The organism is Actinoplanes sp. TFC3, assembly GCF_001553785.1.
GTDB lineage: Bacteria > Actinomycetota > Actinomycetes > Mycobacteriales > Micromonosporaceae > Actinoplanes.
Genome location: NZ_LOJP01000001.1, coordinates 4,475,082 through 4,495,213, shown reverse-complemented (window position 1 = coordinate 4,495,213; position 20,132 = coordinate 4,475,082). Strand labels below are relative to the sequence as shown.

The 20,132-nt window shown below is 63.6% G+C and carries 21 protein-coding genes; 4 read left to right on the top strand and 17 right to left on the bottom strand.

The features are described 5' to 3' along the window. Nucleotides 1–20: 20 nt before the first annotated feature. The 9 genes from TFC3_RS20185 to TFC3_RS20150 all read right to left on the bottom strand — a co-directional run bounded on the left by TFC3_RS20185 (nt 21) and on the right by TFC3_RS20150 (nt 4,335). Nucleotides 21–587: a hypothetical protein gene (locus tag TFC3_RS20185; RefSeq protein ID WP_067502214.1), complete on the bottom strand. Its 567-nt coding sequence runs from the start codon at nt 585–587 to the stop codon at nt 21–23. An 86-nt stretch (nt 588–673) separates the two neighbouring features. Beyond that, a complete protein-coding gene (locus TFC3_RS20180) occupies nt 674–1,171 on the bottom strand; it encodes a single-stranded DNA-binding protein (protein WP_067502212.1) in 498 nt (165 codons plus the stop codon). Nucleotides 1,172–1,269: 98 nt separating this feature from the next. After that, nucleotides 1,270–1,443, bottom strand: a complete 174-nt coding sequence (locus TFC3_RS38155; RefSeq protein ID WP_161952645.1) for a hypothetical protein — start codon at nt 1,441–1,443, stop codon at nt 1,270–1,272. Continuing rightward, nucleotides 1,436–1,624 carry a hypothetical protein gene (locus TFC3_RS20175; RefSeq protein WP_067502209.1) on the bottom strand — a complete coding sequence of 63 codons (189 nt, stop codon included), beginning with the start codon at nt 1,622–1,624 and terminating at the stop codon, nt 1,436–1,438. Before TFC3_RS20175 ends, TFC3_RS38155 begins: the two co-directional genes overlap by 8 nt. A 147-nt stretch (nt 1,625–1,771) precedes the next feature. After that, on the bottom strand, nt 1,772–2,092 hold the full coding sequence (locus TFC3_RS20170) for a hypothetical protein (protein ID WP_067502206.1): 321 nt from the start codon (nt 2,090–2,092) through the stop codon (nt 1,772–1,774). Next, nucleotides 2,092–3,447: a hypothetical protein gene (locus TFC3_RS20165; protein WP_067502204.1), complete on the bottom strand. Its 1,356-nt coding sequence runs from the start codon at nt 3,445–3,447 to the stop codon at nt 2,092–2,094. The genes TFC3_RS20170 and TFC3_RS20165 overlap by 1 nt, the downstream gene beginning before the upstream one ends. Further along, the gene (locus TFC3_RS20160) at nt 3,444–3,725 is read right to left on the bottom strand and encodes a hypothetical protein (protein ID WP_067502198.1); all 282 of its coding nucleotides are present in this window, start codon (nt 3,723–3,725) and stop codon (nt 3,444–3,446) included. The genes TFC3_RS20165 and TFC3_RS20160 overlap by 4 nt, the downstream gene beginning before the upstream one ends. After that, complete coding sequence (locus TFC3_RS20155; RefSeq protein ID WP_067502196.1) at nt 3,722–4,090, bottom strand: RRQRL motif-containing zinc-binding protein; 369 nt, start codon at nt 4,088–4,090, stop codon at nt 3,722–3,724. Before TFC3_RS20155 ends, TFC3_RS20160 begins: the two co-directional genes overlap by 4 nt. Then, nucleotides 4,090–4,335 (bottom strand): DUF6284 family protein, encoded by a 246-nt coding sequence (locus TFC3_RS20150; RefSeq protein WP_067502195.1) that lies wholly within the window; start codon nt 4,333–4,335, stop codon nt 4,090–4,092. Before TFC3_RS20150 ends, TFC3_RS20155 begins: the two co-directional genes overlap by 1 nt. Nucleotides 4,336–5,155: 820 nt before the next feature. On the opposite strand from TFC3_RS20150, the gene TFC3_RS20140 reads away from it, so the two are divergent. Further along, nucleotides 5,156–6,295 (top strand): hypothetical protein, encoded by a 1,140-nt coding sequence (locus TFC3_RS20140; protein ID WP_067507123.1) that lies wholly within the window; start codon nt 5,156–5,158, stop codon nt 6,293–6,295. Here the strand turns inward: TFC3_RS20140 and TFC3_RS39480 are convergent. The 6 genes from TFC3_RS39480 to TFC3_RS20125 all read right to left on the bottom strand — a co-directional run bounded on the left by TFC3_RS39480 (nt 6,264) and on the right by TFC3_RS20125 (nt 12,708). Next, the gene (locus TFC3_RS39480) at nt 6,264–7,103 is read right to left on the bottom strand and encodes an NUDIX domain-containing protein (protein WP_236718224.1); all 840 of its coding nucleotides are present in this window, start codon (nt 7,101–7,103) and stop codon (nt 6,264–6,266) included. The genes TFC3_RS20140 and TFC3_RS39480 overlap by 32 nt on opposite strands. A 238-nt stretch (nt 7,104–7,341) precedes the next feature. Further along, nucleotides 7,342–7,791, bottom strand: coding sequence for a HEPN domain-containing protein (locus TFC3_RS37200; RefSeq protein WP_153040315.1), 450 nt, complete (start codon nt 7,789–7,791; stop codon nt 7,342–7,344). Between the two features lie 31 nt (nt 7,792–7,822). Further along, nucleotides 7,823–9,022 carry a DUF262 domain-containing protein gene (locus TFC3_RS36045; protein WP_161952644.1) on the bottom strand — a complete coding sequence of 400 codons (1,200 nt, stop codon included), beginning with the start codon at nt 9,020–9,022 and terminating at the stop codon, nt 7,823–7,825. 260 nt (nt 9,023–9,282) lie between these two features. Beyond that, on the bottom strand, nt 9,283–10,317 hold the full coding sequence (locus TFC3_RS37195; RefSeq protein ID WP_153040314.1) for a hypothetical protein: 1,035 nt from the start codon (nt 10,315–10,317) through the stop codon (nt 9,283–9,285). 61 nt (nt 10,318–10,378) lie between these two features. Then, a complete protein-coding gene (locus TFC3_RS36040) occupies nt 10,379–11,713 on the bottom strand; it encodes a Shedu anti-phage system protein SduA domain-containing protein (protein WP_082772185.1) in 1,335 nt (444 codons plus the stop codon). 11 nt (nt 11,714–11,724) lie between these two features. Next, a complete protein-coding gene (locus tag TFC3_RS20125; RefSeq protein WP_067502185.1) occupies nt 11,725–12,708 on the bottom strand; it encodes an HNH endonuclease in 984 nt (327 codons plus the stop codon). 982 nt (nt 12,709–13,690) lie between these two features. Between TFC3_RS20125 and TFC3_RS20120 the strand changes: the two genes are divergently transcribed. The 3 genes from TFC3_RS20120 to TFC3_RS20110 all read left to right on the top strand — a co-directional run bounded on the left by TFC3_RS20120 (nt 13,691) and on the right by TFC3_RS20110 (nt 17,571). Beyond that, a complete protein-coding gene (locus TFC3_RS20120) occupies nt 13,691–14,767 on the top strand; it encodes a site-specific integrase (RefSeq protein WP_082772496.1) in 1,077 nt (358 codons plus the stop codon). 57 nt (nt 14,768–14,824) lie between these two features. Continuing rightward, nucleotides 14,825–15,754 (top strand): hypothetical protein, encoded by a 930-nt coding sequence (locus TFC3_RS20115; RefSeq protein WP_067502179.1) that lies wholly within the window; start codon nt 14,825–14,827, stop codon nt 15,752–15,754. Between the two features lie 275 nt (nt 15,755–16,029). Then, a complete protein-coding gene (locus TFC3_RS20110) occupies nt 16,030–17,571 on the top strand; it encodes a PIN-like domain-containing protein (RefSeq protein ID WP_153040313.1) in 1,542 nt (513 codons plus the stop codon). Here TFC3_RS20110 and TFC3_RS20105 read toward each other — a convergent pair. Then, complete coding sequence (locus tag TFC3_RS20105) at nt 17,558–19,303, bottom strand: hypothetical protein (RefSeq protein ID WP_067502173.1); 1,746 nt, start codon at nt 19,301–19,303, stop codon at nt 17,558–17,560. The genes TFC3_RS20110 and TFC3_RS20105 overlap by 14 nt on opposite strands. Beyond that, nucleotides 19,300–19,938 (bottom strand): hypothetical protein, encoded by a 639-nt coding sequence (locus TFC3_RS20100; protein ID WP_153040312.1) that lies wholly within the window; start codon nt 19,936–19,938, stop codon nt 19,300–19,302. The genes TFC3_RS20105 and TFC3_RS20100 overlap by 4 nt, the downstream gene beginning before the upstream one ends. Nucleotides 19,939–20,132 lie beyond the last annotated feature (194 nt).

The following is a 20,132-nucleotide window of genomic DNA, read 5'->3' as shown; positions in this document are numbered from 1 at the left end:
GTCCTTTCCGGACGGTCGGATCACAGGTAGGCGACGTACGAGGCGCCGGTCTTGGTCTGCTTGGCGTAGGCCAGGCCGGGGATGGTCTGCACCTCGCGGATGGTGACCGGGATGTCGTCGTCGACTAGGAACGTGTCGAACAGGAACCGCTCGGCCATCTCGGCCAGCTCGCCGAAGGTGATCCGCGGCGGGATCATCCCGGGGGCCGGCTTCGGGCAGTGCGGGACGTGCTCCAGGCGGTACATCAGGTCCCAGAGCGTGAACTGGCCCGGTGTCGTGCTGCGCAGCGCGCTCATGACGGCGTGCTGCGGGTCGGTGCCGGCGTGGTAGGTCCCGGATTTGCTCAGCCGCAGGCGGATCGCCCGGTCGGGCAGCTTCTTGAGCAGCGCGTGGGCGCACTCCTCGCCGCCAACGCGGGCCTGCACGAGGCCGCGCTCGACGACCTCGACGACGTCGCCGCGGTCCACGGCCTGCTTGTCGATGACCACAGCTAGGCTCGGCGCTGTGCGCCGGGCGAGCTGGTCGGGGTGGTAGAGGTAGCTGATGATCCGCCACTGCGCGGCGGTGAGTTGGTGGCGCTTGCTCACGAGCGGTGTCTCCGATCAACGGGGTTCGGACAGGTGCTCGGGCGAGGCCGGCCGCAGGCGTGACGACCGGCCCGAGGCCGGTGGATCTAGAACGGGGGTTCGTCGTCCGCCACGGTGCCAACGGATGCGGTCGCCTTGGCGGGCACGGACCACGGGTCCTCCATGGAGCCGCCCCGCGGCGCCGCCGGCCGGTTCGGCGCGGCCCCGGGCTCAGCGGTGCGGGTGATCTTCTTGACCGTGGCGGTGGCGTACCGCAGCGAGGGGCCGATCTCGTCGACCTCCAGCTCGTAGACGGTGCGCTTCTCGCCCTCCCTGGTCTCGTAGGAGCGCTGCCGCAGCCGGCCGGTCACGATGACCCGCATGCCGCGCTTGAGTGACTCATCGACGTTCTCGGCGGCATCGCGCCAGATGTTGCAGGGCAGGAACAGCGGGTCGCCGTCCTTCCACTCCCCCGACGTCTTGTCGAGGTAGCGCGGGGTCGACGCGACCCGGAACTTCGCGACGGCGGCGCCGGACGGGGTGAAGCGCAGTTCGGGGTCGTCGGTGAGGTTCCCGACGACGGTGATGGTGGTGTCTCCGGCCACGATGGGTGGCCTCCTTCGGGTGCTCGGGGTGCGACTGTCAGGGCTGGCAGCCACCGCGCGGAACCCGTTACGGGACAACGGGTTCCGCACGGTGGCGGTCAGCGGCGACCGCGACGGAACGCGCCCGCGGTGCGCGCCTGCTGGGCGTCGCGGGCACGGTCGTAGCCGGCGCGGGGATCGGTGTAGGGCCGCGACTCGGAATCGACCGTGGCCAACAGCCGCGCTGTTGTCGGGTCTGCCGGGTGCGCGGGCGCGGCGGCGGACCTAGCCACGGCGCTGGTGTCCGGCCTGGCCGCTGCGGGCCGCGCCGTGCTGGGGCGCGCTGGCCGCGTCGTGGCCGGCGGGCATCAGGTGCCCGCGGTGGGTGTCGTGGACCGGGCGGCCGTCGGCGATGACGCGGCCTGCGGCGTTCTGCGTGCTGCCGGAGGGGTTCGAGGTGGCGTTGGATGCCATGATGTGGTCGCTCCTTGTGCAGGAGTGGCGGGTGGCCCCTGATAGCTGTCCAGGCGGAGGGGGCCGCCCGTGCCGCCGTTCTGGCGGTCACCGCGCAGGACCGACCTGGTTGCCCGGGTCGGTCCCCACGGTCGCCGTCGTACGGCGCTACTGGTCTGCGGAATCGCTGTTGAAGAGCACCGCGCGCAGCATGATCGCCACGCCCTGGAAGTCCTTCGTGCTGGCCCGCAGCGTGGTCACGCCCGCGTCGACGTGCGGCGCCAACCACGTGGCCCCGAGCACGTCAGCCCAGCGCTCGATCGCGGCGCGGCGTTCGGCGTCGTTGGCCGCGTAGTGCGGCCCGCCGGTGACCCCGTATGCGCCGACGGTCCACCCCATAGTGGGCAGATCGTGATTACGGATCAGGGTCTCGACGACCGCTAGGTTCCGCAGTTGCCAGACCCGGCGGTGGGCGTCATCGCTGGCCATCAGTGCAGGTACTCGTCGATCGAGGCCGTCGCTGCGCGGCGGGCGTCCCGGCGGCTGTGCTTGATCCGGCGGGACTCGTCGTAGGCGCGGCGCCAGCGGCGGGCCAGGTCGAGGCCGACCTCGGCGTCCGCGATGGAATGATCGAGGCTGATCAGCCAGGCCCGGCGGGTCTGGCCGGGCAGGATCAGCCAGCGCAGCAGCCGGTACCGCGACGTGCGCCGCGACAGCCGCGCCGAGCGAGGCTGGTCGTCCCAGTCGTCGGGCGCCGCGTCGTCCTGGAGCTTGACCCACCAGAGGATCAGGCCGACCACAGTCGCAGCGCCGAACACCAGCCCGGTCCGGCCGCCCGCGTGCACGACGTTGGTGTAGACGGCGAACCCGCCGAGCACAGCGGCCAGGGCGAGAATCTTGCCGACCGGCTTGGCCGGCAGCCCGGCCCGGCGGCGACGCACCCGGCGGTTGGCCAGCAGCAGCAGAACCACCACGGACGGCTCCAGGATGCCCGGGACCAGGTACTTGGTGGCGTCGGTGACACCGGCCCACTCGGCGAACTTGACCTGCCCGTACGCGGCCAGGTAGCCGGCAACCCCGGCCACCGTCCACGACGCAACGTCGAGCGCCAGATCACGCCCGGTACGCCCGGCGACCAGCGCGGCCACCACCGAAGCGGCCGACCAGACCAGCACACCGACCGTCACCAGCGCGGCGACTACCGCGGCCAGGGCGATCGGCCAAGGCCAGGCGAACGGGTAGAGCAGGCCGCGGGATGCGGCAAGGGCCACGCCGCCGGCCAGGCCGCCGCTCAGCGCCAGCGCCACGGCGGCGCCGGTGCGGATCGGCCGGGTGGGGATGGTCGGTGCGGGTTCCGAGCCCGGTTCGGCGGGCGTCTCGACGGGGGCCACGGGCGGCGGCTCGGCCGTCGAGACGGGCTCGGCCACGAGCTTCGGATCGGCCACCAGGAGGGCGGACTCCATCTCCGCGGCCGGGGGCGGCGTCTCGACGGGCTCGGCGGCCGTCGAGACGCCCTCGGGGTCGTTGTCGAGACGCGGCGCCGGGTCGGGCTCGGGCGTCTCGACGGCCTCGGGATCGGCCGGCCCGGTGGGGTCGGTCTCGGTGATGTCGTCGAGGCCGCGGCGGCGCCGGTGGCCGCTGAGCAGAGTCGATACGTACGGACGTTTGGTCTCGATGCCGTATCCGGCCAGCCAGCGCCGCACCGTGTCGGTGTTCGCCTCGCTCAAGTTCTCGCAGGCGTAGCGGACCTGGTCGGCGATCGAGGTCAACTCAGCCAGCGCCGCGGCGTGGACCGGGTCGACGTCAACGTGCTCTACCGGCGGAGCAAGGGTCGCGGCGCTCACGCGGCAGCCCTACCGAGGTCAGGCGTCGTGTTCGCCGGCCTAGGCGACGCGTCGTGTCGTGCCGGCGCGCTTCGACGCGTCGCGCCAAGCTCGGGGCGACGGATGTCCTGCTCAGCCGCGACGATCGCCCGCATTCGGGTGACCGCGGCCGAGGTCGGCAGGGATTCGAGGCGCTCGGCCTCGTGGTTGAGGGTGAGGTTGTCGGCGATGTGGATACCGGTGGTGAAGTTGGCCAGGCACCGCTCGATCAGGTCGGCCGGGCCAGCGTTCTCGATCATGAGTTGCCTCCGTCGTGGCAGGTCAGGCACTCGCCGAGCGAGCGCGGGATGCAGTAAGGCCGCACGTGGCGGCAGGTCGAGCAAGTCCGGCGGGCGCGTATCGACGCGTCCAGGGCCGTACGGACGGCCGGGGTCGCGGTGCGCTTCGGGCGGGCCAGGTCGAGCCGGTACAGGTACGCCACGCGTGTGCCGCCGACGCCGGCCCACAGGATCTGCGCGGCAGGCTCATGGCCACCCGGGCAGAGACCCTGTTTGCGCAGTTGACGGCGAGTGGCGTAGCCGGCCGGGGCGCCTTTCCACCAGAACGTGGGTATGCCGTGCTGGGTGCCATCGGGATCCCAGAACGCGGCGCGGATCCGCGACATCAGGCCGCGGGCCGCAGCCCGGTACCCGGTCGTGTCGGACGGGAGGCGGTGCGGGTGAGCCGGGCCTCGCTGCGGCCCTTGCGCCGCCAGTCCAGCTCGTCCGGGCCTCGGTCCGCGGCGTACAGGGCCTCGATCTCGGCGTCCAGCTCGGCGAGGTCGGCCTCGATCCGGGGCCACTCGGCCTCGATCGCAGCCAGGTCACTCGGCGACGGGCCGCCGGTCTCGGTCTCGAAGTCGATCGACATGAGTCGGGAAGTCCTTCCGGTCAGGCGGCCCGCGGCAGCCGGTGGCGCCGAGGGCGCTGCGGCTCGGCCCGGCAGTCCGCGCACTTGGTCTCGTCCGGCGCGAGCGGCCCGAGGGCCGTGCAGCCGCCACACATGCGCCAGACGGCGCTCTGACGTGCGGTGATGCGAATCATCGAAGCGATAGCAGCCACGGCAACCACGCCTCCTGGCTTGATCGGAGAACTAGGGGATGTGGTGCGAAGAACGCCCGGTGGACCGACCGCCATCACGGCGGCCGGCCCACCCGGAACGCGTCAAACTCGGCCTTCGGGCAGGCCGTTCGAGTCGAGCTAGGTCTACTTGTCCGCCGTCACGCGCTCACGCCGTCGCCCACCATCCGCAGTGCATCGCGGGATGTACGCCGGTCGCCTCATCGCATGTCCACCGCCGATGACGGCGGATACGGGACAGCCAGTGCTTTTCTGGCCACTGAGCGGGGCCTAGACCTGTCGCTTACTGCTGGCGCCTTCTTGGCCGTTCCCCGCTTCCCAGCGGGAGGTAGGGCGCCTGACCGGTTCGTCGTTCGCGGTTCGGTCAACACCGCCGCTGTGGAGTTGTAGGCGTTACAGTACTAACTAAGTTAGTACTTGGCAATATGAGCTTCTGCTCAATCGAAGTTCTCGCTTGTGGGGTAGCGCTGCGTTGCACCAAGCTTTGTCTGCCGGTAGCTGCTTTGGTCAGAGGACGCCAGGGACTCAGGGGGACTCATCCCCCTGAGCGCCGAGCTGCCATGATTGCCTCGAACGCATCGTGAGGTACCGATCACCGGGGGTCGTCGATGATGGACGCAACCGACTTGCCGCGTTTGTGTGACCAGCGAGGATGGAAGAACCGTGCTCGCCTCATGCTCGAACTGCGAGCCGCCGCACGGCGCACGAACCGCGGACTCTTGCCGGATGACACCAGCTTGAAGCGGATGATCCGTGAGTGGGTCCACGGGCGACGCGGTCTGTCGCCGGAGTATGCCGACCTCTTCGCCGAGGTGTTCGGCGTGCCGTTCGCCATAGGCCGGCCAGGAACAGCCACCGCTGCGCCGACGGCGGACGGTACGGATCTCGTGGACCGGCTGAGTGCCGCTGCGACTCTCGATGCGTCCCTCATTGCGCTGCTGGAGACACAAACGGACTCGTTTCGCGCGCTCGACCGGCAGCTAGGAGCGGCGAGAACTCTGCAACAAACAGAGGCGCACGTTGATCAAATGACAGACCTTTGGCGATACGCGCTGCCGGGCACGCATCGTGCCACCCTGGCAGCGGCCCTGGCTGAGGCGTCTGCATTGGCTGGTTGGCAGGCCCTCGATATTGGCGACTCGCATAAGGCGTGGAGTCACCATGAGACCGCCAAGTCTGCGGCGCGAGAGAGCGGCGACCGTTCGATCATCGCCCACGTAACCGCACAACAGGCATACGCGCTGCTCGACTCGGGCCGCGCCTCGGACGCCGTGGCGTTGGTCCGGCACGCCCGGACGGAGGCCGACGGCCGTGTTCCCGCGACGCTCCGATCGTGGCTCTGGGCTGCCGAGGCTGAGGCGCTTGCGGCATGCGGTGCAGCCGGGCCTGCACAGGATGCGCTTGATGAGGCCGGTCGTGCTCTGCCAACGCAGGATGATGGCCTGCCGTTTCTGTTCCTCAACGATGTGCATCTCGCACGCTGGCGCGGGCACTGCCTCGCCCGCCTCGGCAAGACGGAGGCCATACAGGAGCTGACCGAATCCGTGGAACACCTTGATCCAACTTTTACGCGGGCCGCAGCAGGGCTTCGCTGTGATCTAGCGTTGGCCTACTCCGTGCGTGGCCAGCACGATGAAGCCCGAACCGAAGCCCGCGCAGCCGAGGCCCTAGCGGCGCGGGCTTCATCGGCGCGTCAGCGTCGGCGCATTGCCCAACTGGTCATGAGCGGCGAGGGGCAGTCGGGCCGCTGAGTGCAAGGACGTGCAGCAGGGCGACCAGGCTGCCGGAGTTGCTCACCTGTCCCTGCGTGATGAGCTTCGGGACTTGGGTTAAAGGCACCCACTCCATGCGCTGCATCTCGGTCTTCTCGGTGGGCTCGCTGATCCGCTCTGCCCCTCGGCCGATGAACACATGATGCGGGTTGCTGACCATGCCGATCATCGGCTCAAACGTCACCAAATGCTCGATGCTGCGAGGGCGGTAGCCCGTCTCCTCTTCGATTTCCCGAGCCGCCGTCTGGGCTGGCTCCTCACCTTCGTCGACCAAGCCGCCGGGCAACTCCCAGTTCCACACGTCTGGAACGAACCGGTGCCGCCACATCAAGAGCACGTGCGTGAGGTCATCGTTCAGCAGAGCCGTCATCGCCGCCGCAGGCATCCAGACGGTGTGATGTTCGAAGCGCTGACCGTCGGGCAGCTCAACATCGGTCTTGTAAAGCTTGATCCATTCGCTCTCGTAGAGAGCCCGGCGGCCGTGCACGATCCACCGGCTGTCGTCATCCGGCTCAGGCGTCTCGATCTCCTCGTGATCCGCCCGCGCTGGCTTGTCGCCGCCGCGCGGCCGGCCGCCGACACCTGGACGAGCCCGGGACTCCTGCCATGCCGTAATCCGGCTCGGCTTCCACAGGTGCGTACGGCTGCCGATGGTTTGATCTGGCGCGGGCATCTGGCCCCGCTTCCGGTAGGAGCTGACGGCGCCCGGCTCGATGCCGAGGTACGCAGCTACGTCCTTCGTCGTCCACCATTCGGCCTCGGGGTCAGGTTGCGCTGTCGTCGTCACCAACTCATTCTCTCCGATCGAGCGAGCCGCGCGGCTGCGCGCGGGCTGACGGCGGTGCTCGGTACCATCCCCTGGCCCCGAGGTGCTTACAGCTGCTTGCTGAAGTTGTGAGCACCTCGGGGCCAGGAACGACCTTGAGCGGGGGCAGCGCAGTCCGGGAACGCTCGTGTTGGCGACGGTCGGATTCGCGGCAACGATGCAGTCGCGTCTACAAACCAATCAGCCTTGTAAGCGGTTGCTAGCTCAGAAGCCTTTCAGTTATCCACGAATGTAGGTCATCAACTAGATCCTTGTATGTTGCTACATTCAATCGCGACCCGCCGTAATCTTCACCGTGGGCAGTCTTGTTGCGGATATCAATCATTCTGCCGAGAGAGTTTCGTCGTGGCTCAATATCTAGAAAGTCCTTTATCTCGGCAGACCAAGTCTGGCCGAACCTGCCGACAAGACTTCCCAAGGCCTCTGGGTTTAAGTTAGGGGCCTTTTTGAAGAAAGATGCACCGAAGTTTCGCACGGCCTCGTCCCGCGAATCACCTAAGTAGCCGTGGACCGCTTCGTAGAGCAGCCTCTCAAGATACCCCGAAAAGCGAATGCAAATATATCTGTGAAGATCCTCTTGCAATGCAGGATCTAGGTCGTGAAGGGCTTCCTGATACCGTCTATACGTGTCGTCGAGGTCCGACTTCATCCGCAGCACCGTCTGCCTTGCAAGGGTTCTGCTAGTCGGCAACGGAGTTTCCTTGGAATGCTTGGGTCGCAAGCTTAATGCGGAGACTAACTTGGTCGCTATGTGATGTACTTTCGGCAATTGCGGACTGATAATCCGGATCTTTAATCAGTCGTGATAGTGCGTCGCCGACCGCATTGCCGCTCAAGTCAGTATCGTTCGCAAGGGCAGTCATCAAACCGACCAGAACTGCGTCGGTGTGAGCCGCATTGACTTGTGTTCCGCGGATTCGAAGAGCATCGCGTCCACGAGATTCGTTTAACAACAAGGTGGCGCGTGCGAAACGCTCCGAAATTCCCGCTGAATCGGGAGGTAGCTGTCCTTGGTGGACTTCCAAAAAGTCATTAAGGTATCGAGCCATCGGCGGCCTAAAAACTTTGTTGCCTCTAGCCACCGGAAGGAGGGCAATAGCTCGCAAGATTAGTTCGTGATCCTTCAGGTCTCTATTGTGAGGGCCAAAGATCTCACGCCAATTAGAATCGCGATTGAGTTTCCTTACAAAATTTACGGTAGCGCCGGCATATAGTGCGACACGAATTTGCTGGGGTTTTAGATTGGTTCCGCCGCTGTTGATTCTCTCGAAAAGCGAGTAAACGCCGCGCTTGCCTTCCGCGCCTTTTGGTACGATAATCGTGGCCTGAATGAAAGTATTGTCAAACACTCTCTTGGATTTAGGATCAAGATTTTCATACGTGTGGCCCTTGAATTCGTCACCGACATATCGGAGAGAAAACTTGCTCAACCCTTGCGTGGACCGGTATTGGCCATTCTTAAACGCGTGAAGCGTGGTCATTCGCTGCTGGCCATCCAGGACTAGGTAACGGCGGTCTGTTAGCTCTACTAAAAAGATGCCTGGCACTGGGTAGCCGAGAAGAATAGATTCAATGAACCGATCCATTTGCTTTTTCTTCCAGACCAAACCGCGCTGGAAGCCTTCGAAATCGGCGATGTCGTCGGCGATTAGAGGGTCGAACGTAGGGATCAGGAAGGTGCCGTTTTCTAGGCGTTTTACAAGACCGTCCACGTCGAAGTCGGCGCCAAAGTACCGTAAAGAATCCTCTGCCCTAATAGGGTTTGTTTCAACGGTTTCTGATTCTGAGTCGACAACCTCGGATGCTTCGTCCTGGAAGCTCTGTTCCGGATCTTCAACGTCGCTGTCGACGGTGCTCTGGAGCTGCGTCTGGTCGGTCACGGGATGGACTTTACCGAATTTCAGGGCATGGCGCGCGCACTCTAGTCGCGTGTGTAAGTGCCCGGTGATCGGTGCTGCGGTTGCAGGCTGGCGAGCCAACCGGCCAACCGCCGCCTTGCCGTCCTGCCGCCCTAAGTCTCTAGTCGTCAGCCTCCGCCATCGTCGGCTTCTGCCCACCAGACGCCACGAGGTATGTGGTCGCCCCGGTCACCGAGCCAACTGCTAAATCGATGCCATCGACGAAACTGACGTACCAAACCTTAAAGCGTAAATGTGTGAACAAAACCCTCAATAGGTTCGATCAAAGGTTTGCGGTTCTTTGTCGGGAGCTGATCCTCAATCCAGCCTACAATCTCCGCTGCGAGGCTTATAAGTTCAAAAGCCTTTTCATGACCTACTACGGTGTTGCCAATCACTGGAACGCCTGAGTGCGCAAATGAGTTACGCGCTCGCCTAAGCTCCTTGAAGGCAACCCAAAGGCGCTCGGTTGACTTGAGGCTAGTTCCACCAATCGCCTTAAGTAGAGTATCCCACCTTTCCTCGGTGGAGGGGCGGGCCCGAAAGTCGCTTCGTCCATTAATCCATTCCCACAGATCATCATCTATACTGTGAAGCTTGGCTAAAGCATCAAGCGCTGATTCGATTCTAGTTTCTACCGCGGTGTAGGCGAGGACAATTGAAGCGCCGATGTGGCTCGAAATTCTGCGAGCATCCATCAGTAGGTTGGCGGCGGCTGCGGCTCCCGGATCAACCTTCCCTCGATTTCTTAGGCGTTCCCATACCTCTGGGGTTATGTTCATGGCTTTCAAGTCATGCGGTGCACCGAAGCCTGGGGGACGGTCTGGGAAAGCCGGGGAGCCATTGTCATCAAGATATTCAGCTAGCCATCGGCCAGACCGCGTATGAGCAAGCGGAAGAAGTTCATTGGCATGAGTCACTAGCCTCAAATTTTCGAGCCATACATTTAGCGCTTCGAATGCTAACTCTATGTTTTCTAATCCCTTATCGGTCTCGAATTGGTCCCGGCGCAGTTCGACCACGAGAGCGTCTGTAGCAATTACCGGGCCTTCTCGGTATCTGGCGTGGTAATCCTCGGGTTGTGGATCGGCCGCGATAAGTTGAAAGGGCTGCCGCGATAAGGGCAGCGCCTCCTCGCCGTAGAGAGATCTCGGCTCTAGTCTCGATTTGTGCGGAGGATAAATAATTACCGCGACGCCTCGATGCTCCAGTTCTATTGGCCGCCACTCTCTGCCAATCTTAGGCAGGTAGACCACAAGCGGAAGCTCTACTGTCATTCTCAAGATCATTGGTCCTCCTGCGGTCTCAGTCGAGCATGGCTCTCAGGCGCTCGTCCAACTAGGTTGTGCCATCCTCTTCAAAGCGCAACGCGCGTTCCGCGCCGTCCAGCAGGTCAGCGTAGGTAAGCACCTGAATGCGTGACAGGTGGGCGTTGTAGGCTCGGATCGCCTGTTCAATTCGTATGCGGCTCACTTTTGTTGTTGCTGCACGTTCGGGATGGCCAATTATTACAGTTGCTCGGCTGCGCCCCAAGTCGTAGGCAGGCCGGCCGTCCCTGAGGCGTTGCGCCTGCAGGCTAGCGCCGGTCTCGTCGAGTGCCTGCAGGTAATTCAGGCACTGGCTTGCGGCCTCATGGACCTGGTTCGCGACGATGAGGCTACCGCGATGGTCTTTGACGAGTTTACTCTCCGGCCCTTTAAGCTCGACGATGTGCAAGCTATTGTCGGCGCTAATTAGAGGAATGTCGTATTGGTCGTGGGCGACGATGCTACGGTCAGCCATGCCGATGTACTGGCCGCCGAAAAGCCAGTAATTCTTGCCGATGGCAGCCTGCATTGTCGTCTCATTGCTCGCTGGGTCGAGCGCAAGCCGTTGCAGTTCGGCGACTAAGTGACGTCGCCGCTGAATAAGTGAGGCTTCGGCTGCCGAAAGTCCGCGCGGGGTTGAAGTGATGCCTGATAAAAGGTCATCGATGTCTTCGCGCTCCGCGAGCATCCTACCTAGGGCGACTGCATCCTCATCCGCACTTCGGATTCTTTCGATTCGGTCGGCCACGGTGCGAGAAAATCGAGCGAAGCCTAAAGCTTGAGCTGGCTCCTTAACGGTGAAGTTTGGCGGAGCGCTTGTTGTAACGAAGCAAATGGCGTCATAGAGACCGTCTTGCGCGATCCTCCTCAGGAATTCCTGCATTCGGTCTTGAATAGACGGGGCTTCCTCGATTTCACCAGCGATCGTCCGGCGGTACGGCCGTGCTGTGTCGATGGTGTCTTCCATGACTAGGAACATTCCGAGAAGCGGTTTTACGGCTTGCGCCTGGGAGGAGCGGTATGCTCGATTAACATCGGCTACGGCGGCCAGAATGTCATCCTGGCGACTGCGTAAATTTTTGCCAATTGCGCCGCCGCTCATGCACCAAATCTCAATAGCGGCAACCGGAAGCTCGTCCTCAATGACAAGCAAATCCCACTTTCGCGTGGTCGGCTGGTAGCCGCCGGGAAGCTTGAAAGACATGCCTAGATGTATCGCTTCACGGTGCACGCCATGTTCGACCAGCATGTTTATAAGCAAATTTTCGAAGGGGCTTCGCCGTGAGTTCGGTCCTCCTCCGGAAGAAAAAGTCTCACGGGAGCGCCAGTGTGCGCGTATCGACTCTTGAAGTGCATCCTCCGCCATAACTTTCTCCCTTACCTCCGGGCCGCAACGATGCCGTGGAGTTCGTCAACGGTGAGCCATGACTTGGCGCGGTGGATCATGCGATGACAGTTGGAGCACAGTAGCGCTAGATCTTGCAGTCTGGTTTTCGTCGGCCCGCTGACGTGCAGTGGCGTACGGTGGTGGCACTCTATGTAGTCAGCACCGTGGGGTCCGTAGGTCTTGCTGAAGTCGAAGTCGCAGACCTCGCACGCTACGGCGAGACCTGCCCTCTTAATCTGCGCAATCTTGGCCTTCCGCATCCTCGGGTCTCGCTCGCGGCGAAGGTGCTGACGAAGTAGGACACCGCCCTCGTTGGCAGTGGGGTCATCTACGTCGGCATCGGGAAGCGGTTCTCCGGGATCCTCGGCCCAGAGTGCGGCTCGTATCGCTCTGGCTCGAGCGTGCATCTCTGCCGGCTGGTCGAGGAAGTCGAGGAGAACCTGGCGATCGATACGGTTCCCGTTGGTGGCGCGGCCTGTGTACTCCGGGTGCGAGGTAGCGATGTCAGCCATCTTGCGATGAACGCTGGACGGTGTTCGGAAGTCGGGGCCGCGCTGGTCAAGCAGGTAGAGGGAGCGACCTTGAAGCAGCTTAGATAGCTCGATGACTTCTGGGTGGATACGGTCAAGGGGGCGCCACCCGTTCGGCTCGATCAGTGCCGAGGCGAGGATGATCTCGTCGCGGGTCCAGTCTTGACGAGGTATGTAGCGAACGGTGAACCCAAGCGCTTCAAGGCGGGGGAGGACTGTCCTCTCGCCTCCGCTGAAGTTGCCTGCCGCGAGTGCGCTGCCTGTGCTTATCTGATGTGCGTGGCCCACGACAGCCTTGGAGTCGTAAAGTCGCCCGCCGTGCTCTAGGTAGTAGAGGCGCGAGCGAGCGAAGCCCGTCATCCGGAGAAACTCGTCTCGGCCGAGACGGTCGAACTCGGCGATTGCGCTGTGTACGGCTGGAGCGGTGATGTCGGCGAGCGTCACGGGCAGACCCTACGACAGGGGCACGACACCTGACGCGGTCCCAAACGCGGCCGTGTCCAGCTGTGAGCCCCGCACAGCCGTCCTTGCGTCCGGGCATCTCGAAGTTTGATCACCTTGCAGGTGGCAGTCGGGGTGACCAGTTACGCAAGTTCAGATCGTCATATCCAGAGGAAGATCCGAGATGTGTCTGCCCGCGGGATTTAGGGGCGGGGGCGGGCGGGTTCGCTGTCGTCGTCTGGGACTGGGGGATGCTCGGCAAGGATTCCACCACTGACGGCCGAGGTGCGAGCGAGGCACGCGATCGTAACTCAAACGTCCATCCGGGTGCCCCCGCGCTGCATCCCGTGCTGAGATACGGACGGAGAACATGGGGGACCGTTTGGGGACCACACGCTGTGCATACTCATGCCCGGAGCCGCACACTTGACATGCGGGGAAACGGTCCGCATCGCGTTTGACGTGCGGAAACGTCTACTCTAACGGCCTGGGGGTCAAGGGGTCGCAGGTTCAAATCCTGTCAGCCCGACTTTGTGAAAGGCCAGCTCAGCTGGCCTTTTTCATTTACTGGCCTAAATCTTCGGCGCGTCGCGTGACACTTGATTTTACCCGTACGGTCGTACGGGTTGTTCTCTCGGTCCTACGTTCGCAGGCTACGACTTGATCAACGACGGCGCTGGGTGCGAGGCGTTGATCCTCCTGCATGCCGCTGACCAGGTGAAACCTGCCAAAGTTCGCTGACTGCTGACATGACCGAATCAGGTCGCCTGGCGTTTGGCACCGCTGTCCATGATGGATGATCGTGACACCTGTGTTACACGAACGCCCGTACGGTGATCTTCGCTCGTTCGGTCGGTGCTGGTGCCCCGGTCGAGGGACATGCGCTGCTGGACCTGTTGCCAATGCGGGGTGCTGCCTTCCTTCATGGGGAGGTGAAGGCTCTTCTCGTCGCGGGGGAGTCACGTGGCGGATCGAGGTGTGGGTCATGGTGATGCCTGAGGCGATCGTGCAGGATCAGGTGACAGGGCTGTTCGGGTTCCGGCTGGAGCTGGGACGTGATGACAGCGGGATCAGGCGGCAGGCGCGGCGGACCGGCTTCGTCCACGAGAAGGCGGCGCTGGCCGAGTACGAGCGGCTATGCCGGCAGCGTGACGCGCTGCATCGGCAGCCGCGTTTGAGTGATCCGGTGCGGGAGATCTGCCAGGGGTGGGTGCTTGCCCGTCAGCAGGAGCTCGAGCCCAACACGGTGTACGGCTACCTGTGGTTGTTCGGTTTGATCTTCCCGTACGTGGGTGGTGTGCGGGCGTCGCGGCTCAGCGCTCGGATGGTTGAGCGCGCCTACCGGGAGTTGGAGGCTGTCGGCTACTCGCGCAGCACGTTGCGGACCTTGCATTTGATTCTGGACAAGGCGTTCCGGGAGCAGGTCGGCCGAGATCTGGGTGCTCACAAGCCGCGGGAGAGCGACGATGAGCGGCCGGTCTGGACGCTCGCGGAAGCGCAGCGGTTCAGCGATCACGTTCGGGGTGAACGGTTGTACCCGATGTGGCGGCTGCTGATGGTCGCGGGTCTACGGCGTGGTGAGCTGTGCGGTTTGAGGTACGGCGATTTGGAGCTGGACCAGGGCGCATTGAAGGTGCGCCGGCAGATCGTTGTCGAGGACCCGGGTAGCCGTGTGCGGGTGAAGCCGCCAAAGTCGCCGAACGGTTTTCGCACGCTGATCTTGGACGACGACACCCTCACGGGTTTGACCGGGGGAGCGGCGTCGGGCCGGGCGTCGCGGTACGTGTTCACCGGCCGTACGGGCCGGCATCTACGGCCGGACAACGTCACCGGCCGGTTCAACCAGATCGCTGTCGCGGCGGGTGTCCGGCCGCTCGGTCCGCACCAGATCCGGCATCTGATCGCGTCGAATCTGCTCGACGCCGGGTTCGGCATTCATGAGGTTGCGGAACGGCTGGGTCACGACCCGGCCACCCTGATGCGCTATTACACCCGGGTCAGCGCCACACGTCGGCTACAAGCCACCAACCACATCGCCGACCTCCTCATCGCAGGTCACTGACTACTCGTTGGGTGACAGTCAGGAATGCCGAGGTTGGGGTGGCTTTATGCTGCGCGGATGGACCGACAGGTGCGGCGGTTGACGATTAATGCCAAGGTGACGGTGGAAGTCACGGACGCCCAGGCCCTGGAGGCCGAGGCTTTGCGCCGTGTCGCCGTCGCTGAGTTCGTGGCCGATGCCGACCACAGCGTTGAGGAGATCCGGGCGGCGGAAAGCGCCGACGTCCGCGGCGACATGGCGGCGGCTCTGAGCTGGCTCACCAATGAAGACGCGATTGTCGAAGCCGGCGCGGGCGTGATGGTCGTCGGCTCGACACACGAAGTCGTCAACGGCGACGGCGTCAACGAGCGGAAGCCGAGCCCTGACTTTGCCGTGCTGTTCGCTGCCTGTCAGTGCGGCGGCGACGACTGCGAGGCGTGCTCCGGTGTGCAGCTGACGCCGCGGACGGCGGCGATGCTGTGGTCAGTCGCGCAGATCGACGCTGACTTCGCCTACGACGACGTTCAGCAGCACGGTGACGACCCCGTCGTGGAGGACGACGGCTGGGCGCTGTTCGGTGACTACCCGCGCATCACCTGGAGCCAGGACGCCGTGTGGCGGCGGCAGGCCGCGCGGGCGTTCGACGACCTGGCGGAGGACTTGGCGTCGGGACGGGTGCCGTCGCCGACGTGTCCGGGCGAGGAGATGGCGATGCACCTCATGCTGCGCTCCGCTCAGAGCGCGGCGCAGGACGGCTGGGGTGCTTCACCGGTCATGCTGGCCGGCCTGCCGGAGCATACCGATGACTACGACTGGGATCTGCTCTTTGATCTGGTGCTGCAGGACGACGACATTCTGCAGCTGTTCGACGAGCAGCTCGACGGTATCGAGGACCCTGAGGCCGAGGCGAACCGCGGTTCCGGGATGGGTGACTACCGCCCGGCGGCATGGTTTCGACCGTTCCTGAACGCGACACGACGAGACGGACGGCGTGGGTTCCGACGCTGAGCAATTCTCACTCGGAGCACGTCGCGGTGCAGCGCGTGGAGGGTTGCGCACCGACTCCGGCCTGGTGCTGAACGCCGGGTAAGTGAGGTCGGACTCGACTCCCGCACCGATTGTGGCCGGGGCGCGGTGGCGCCACCGGCAGATCGCGGTACCGCGAACACGTCTGCGGCTCGCAGCGATCGACGTACTCAGCGCTTCGAGAACCTGGTCCGAGCGGTGACCGACGCCCTCGGATCGGCCTGAGGGGAATCGGCGAGGCCTGTTCGGTCTTTGTCGTGCATTCGCCGGAAGCCTTGTTCAGGATTGCCGAAGCTGTTACCTATTGGGTACGGTCTGGCCGTTTGGAGGTCCGGGTGCCTGGATTGTTCGATGGTTTCGAGGGCTACTACCTACCCAGTGGTGAGGACATCGACCGTGCATTGGCGACCGCTATGGTGGCCCTCGATGCCAATGTGATGCTGAGTCTCTATCGGTACAACGCGCAGACGGTAACGGACGTCCTGAGCGTTTTGGAGGCTCTCGGCGACCGTCTTGTCGTCCCGCACCAGTCTTTGGTCGAGTTCCATCGCAACAGGCTGTCGGTCATCAGCAATCCCGGCGTGGCCCTGAAAGAGCTGCGCGATGCGCTGGAGAAGAGCCGGTCCAATGCCGATGGTGCCCTCGGTCGCTGGGCTCAGCAGGTTGCCATGGATGAACCACTGCTGGTGCATCTCCGTGAGGATCTCAAGGAGGCCCTCGATTCGATCGAGACGAGGGCGATCCAGGTGATCCCGGACCGCATTTCCCCGGACACGCCCAGCGACCAGGACACCGTGCTCACGAGGCTAGGCACTCTCTTGAAAGGCAAAGTCCTGCCAAAGCCGGACGAGAGTGATTGGTCGGCGATGGTGGACGAGGGCAAGCGTCGAGTCTCGGCGAAGCAGCCGCCGGGCTATCTTGACGCAGAGAAGGCCGACCTGCAGGCCGAGGGGGCTGCCGGAGACTACCTCGTCTACTGGCAGGCGGTCCTCCATGCAGCAGACCTGGGTAAAGACCTACTCATCGTCACCAACGACCAGAAGGAAGACTGGTGGTGGCGGAAAGGCAGCTCTGTCCTCGGTCCCCGGCTCGAGATGGTGGAGGAGTTCCGAAAGCACAGTGGAGGCCGCCGGCTCTACCTTCTGAGAGCGCCTGACCTGCTCAAACGTTCCAAAACGGCGCTGAGCGTCCTGGTCAGCCCGGACTCTGCACAGGATGCGGAGCGGGTGGCGTTCAAGGGGGAAAATCTGTGGTCGCCGGATGGGGTCAACGAACTTCTCTCCCGGCTTCGTCACGAAGGGCTTCCACAGGCCGCGGTCATCGAGGAGGCGGCCTGGCTGGGCGGCACCATCGATCGCGCGGCGGTGTACGAAATATGCGGTTACGACAGCAGCCGGATGCTGAGGGGTTTTACCAGGCCGACGACCCGGATAACACTTGAGTTGCAGGATGAGGGTTCGGTGCCGGTCGGCGTCAAATCCATTCTGGAGGCGCTCTATCCGGATGACGTTCGCACCAGTGGATTCCGCATCCCGGACGAGGTCGTTGACATCCTGCAGGATGAGCAGGATCTCCAGCCACTGATCAAATACCTTGAGTCCAGGAACGAACCCGTGATTCAACTGGTCTTTTCTGAGATCGAGACGATTCTCGGCGCGGAATTGCGGCCGGTGGCCCGACGCTCCAACGGCTACTGGCAATCCCGTACCAATGCCATGGGCCGAGCCATCACCAGCTGCGGATATCAGACCAGAGGCGTGAATGTCGCGGAGGAGACGTTGAACCTCACACGTCTGTGAGGATTTGCCTCAAGAGTTTGGTCTTGCCCGCGGGCTGATGTGACCGCAGCCATTCTTCGAGGCCATCCGGCCTACGGTTCATGAGCTGACGGAGGGCCTCGAAAGTCCGCACGTCCGCGTCGTCAAGGTCCACTTCGATCCCGCCGGCGTCTCGTAATGCTCGCCGTGCGGAGGCGACAGGGGATCCGGTCGGCCATGGCTTTGCTTTAATAAGATACAGTCGGCTGTCAGCCGAGCCGGCGAAGCCGTCCATGGCCGCCTTGATGCGAACTGTCGTGGGCTGCGGGCTTACCGACGTAACTACGCGAAAGTGCCACGCCGACGCGTTGGACTTTGACGTGAGTAGCGCGTGCAGTGCGGCTGGGCGTTCCGGTTTGACCTCGAGCCGGACGAAGCGGTCGGCTCTGGTGGGGTGTTCGCGGATCCAAGCATCGAGGGCGGCGCCCAATAGCAGCGGCATAACTCTGTCCTCGGACCGCGTTCCGAGGATTGTCTCCACGTCGGCTGCGGCAGCGAGCTTTTCGAACTCGGTTTGAAGTGCGCTCGGTGACTGCCCACCACGCCGCTCTCCGGCGAAGTCGAACAGCTCGGAGGGGATCCCGGTGTTCAGGCATCCCTTGACGTGGTGCCGGATCCGGTCGATGAGCCGCCGCGCGGTGTAGTCCGTTGATGTCCGGAACGCGCTCGGGTGCACCGGCCAGGTTCCGTAGTCGGGATGGAAGCCGATGCGTCTGTAGTCGATGGCGAACCGCTGGGCGACGAGACGCTCGGCGATCTCGGGATCCGGGATGTTCCGGAGCTGCTGCGTTCGCCAGAACCTGTCGGCGAACGAGTTGACCATAGTGCCGACCAGGGCTTCCCAAGAGTCGGGTAGGCACGAGACGATGATCAGCGTTCGGCGTGATCGGCTGTGCAGGTCCATCAGCCCATGTCCGAGGTCTATGACCTGCTCTCGGACATTCGCGGCTTGAGGCGATGAGGACATCGTCTTGACCAGAGCATCGATCTGATCTACGGCGACGACCACCGGTCCCGACAGGGCAAGTAGCCGGGTGATCTCGGAGATCAGAACGCTGGGAGACTTGACCGGTGTCTGGAATCCCCAGCGCCGGCGAGCCGTCTCATTGATCTGGCCACCCTGGAGATAGACACTTCCGACCTTGCGGTCGTTCGGTGCCGGGGACGCGAGAAGGATCAGTGCGCGCAGGGTGTCCTGGTACTCGCTGCCGAGCCGGGTGTCATGCTCCGGAAGCGCGGACACGATTGCTTCGACCGCGACCCGCGGCAGGCTCCGTGAGCCGTTGCCGACGTCGGTGAGAGGTGCGACCTTGAGTCGCTTCGCGAGATCGTCAACAAAGCGGGAGGCTTGCGCCCGCTGTCCGGACCGGGTTTCTTCCAGATCCAGCCGGAGGGAGCGGAGTAGCTGAGTGTGGAATGGGACCCCTCGTTCGATGGCGTAGAGAAGGAAGAAGTAGCCGCCACGGCGTTGCGTCTGGATCTGCGTCCACTTCAGCGTCTGGGTCTTGCCGACGCCGAGCTCTCCCTCGACGACCATGCCGGTCGAGCTGTGGTGTCCGTCCGCCCGTAACGCGTCTAGATTCTCTTGGACGGCGGCCTCAACGCCGGGATGTAATCCGTCCACGTGACAACTGAGGTCGTTGTTCCAGACGTCATCCTCAGTGACGACATGATCAAATCTCAGCGCCTTGAGCGCGGCGAGTTCCATCGTCATGAGCGCTGCATGGAGATCCGATGCTTCTCCTCGCCGCCTATGTCAAGAGCCGCCGCACGATCGTCGGCAGTGATCGAGGCGTTGTCGGCGATCGGTACCAGATTGATCTTGTGGTCCCGGTACATCTGCCGGAGAGCCTCATCGACGGCGCCGCGGTCGAGGCCTCGTGGGAGTAGCGGACGAAGTTCGGTCAACCGTACGAAGGATTCACTTCGCCCATCGGCGGCTTGACTGTAGGCAGTCCCGATGTGAGTTTCGAGGTCGTACTGGATCGATCCTCCATGCAGGATGGTGCGGACCGCCTTGGCCAGCACATAGTCGGTGCTGTTCAGGTGTTCACTCAGGTCGGCGATTAGCGCAAAGAGGACACGCTCCGCTGGACCTGCGCCAGGATCAAGAGCCGCCAAACAGTGATCTGCTCCGTCCGGCGAGAGAGTGTGAACGTATGCGTTGCCAACCATCTCACTCTCGATGAGGCCGGCGTTCTTCAGGCCGAGGCGGTCCCGCCCGGTCAGGCCGAGCCCCACGCGCTGGCGGAGTTCCCGGTTGGTTTGTTCGCCAGGGCCGGTCAGGAGAGCGAAGAGAACGGCGCGCTGTGTGCCGTTGAGTTCTACTCGGCTTCCGGAATCAGTCACGCCAGCTCCTGATCTCAGGTCAAACACTCAGAGCACTGACGACGCTACTAGGAGTAAGAAGATCAAGATAGGTGTCTTTGCGGACTGTCGGTTTCTGCACTCCCGGTGGCAGCGACTTCCGGGGGCTGACCTTTATGCCGCTTTGCCTGATCGGGGGGCCGACCGGTGCGGAGCCACCGGTCAATCTGACCCGG

Bases quoted from the DNA above. Each gene is read 5' to 3' on its own strand.
- TFC3_RS20160 (WP_067502198.1), bottom strand. From the start codon at position 3,725: ATGATCGAGAACGCTGGCCCGGCCGACCTGATCGAGCGGTGCCTGGCC.
- TFC3_RS20105 (WP_067502173.1), bottom strand. From the start codon at position 19,303: ATGACGATGGAACTCGCCGCGCTCAAGGCGCTGAGATTTGATCATGTC.
- TFC3_RS37195 (WP_153040314.1), bottom strand. From the start codon at position 10,317: ATGACAGTAGAGCTTCCGCTTGTGGTCTACCTGCCTAAGATTGGCAGA.
- TFC3_RS20155 (WP_067502196.1), bottom strand. From the start codon at position 4,090: ATGTCGCGGATCCGCGCCGCGTTCTGGGATCCCGATGGCACCCAGCAC.
- TFC3_RS20120 (WP_082772496.1), top strand. From the start codon at position 13,691: ATGGTGATGCCTGAGGCGATCGTGCAGGATCAGGTGACAGGGCTGTTC.
- TFC3_RS37200 (WP_153040315.1), bottom strand. From the start codon at position 7,791: ATGAAGTCGGACCTCGACGACACGTATAGACGGTATCAGGAAGCCCTT.
- TFC3_RS36040 (WP_082772185.1), bottom strand. From the start codon at position 11,713: ATGGCGGAGGATGCACTTCAAGAGTCGATACGCGCACACTGGCGCTCC.
- TFC3_RS20140 (WP_067507123.1), top strand. From the start codon at position 5,156: ATGGACGCAACCGACTTGCCGCGTTTGTGTGACCAGCGAGGATGGAAG.
- TFC3_RS20170 (WP_067502206.1), bottom strand. From the start codon at position 2,092: ATGGCCAGCGATGACGCCCACCGCCGGGTCTGGCAACTGCGGAACCTA.
- TFC3_RS20115 (WP_067502179.1), top strand. From the start codon at position 14,825: ATGGACCGACAGGTGCGGCGGTTGACGATTAATGCCAAGGTGACGGTG.
- TFC3_RS20150 (WP_067502195.1), bottom strand. From the start codon at position 4,335: ATGTCGATCGACTTCGAGACCGAGACCGGCGGCCCGTCGCCGAGTGAC.
- TFC3_RS20175 (WP_067502209.1), bottom strand. From the start codon at position 1,624: ATGGCATCCAACGCCACCTCGAACCCCTCCGGCAGCACGCAGAACGCC.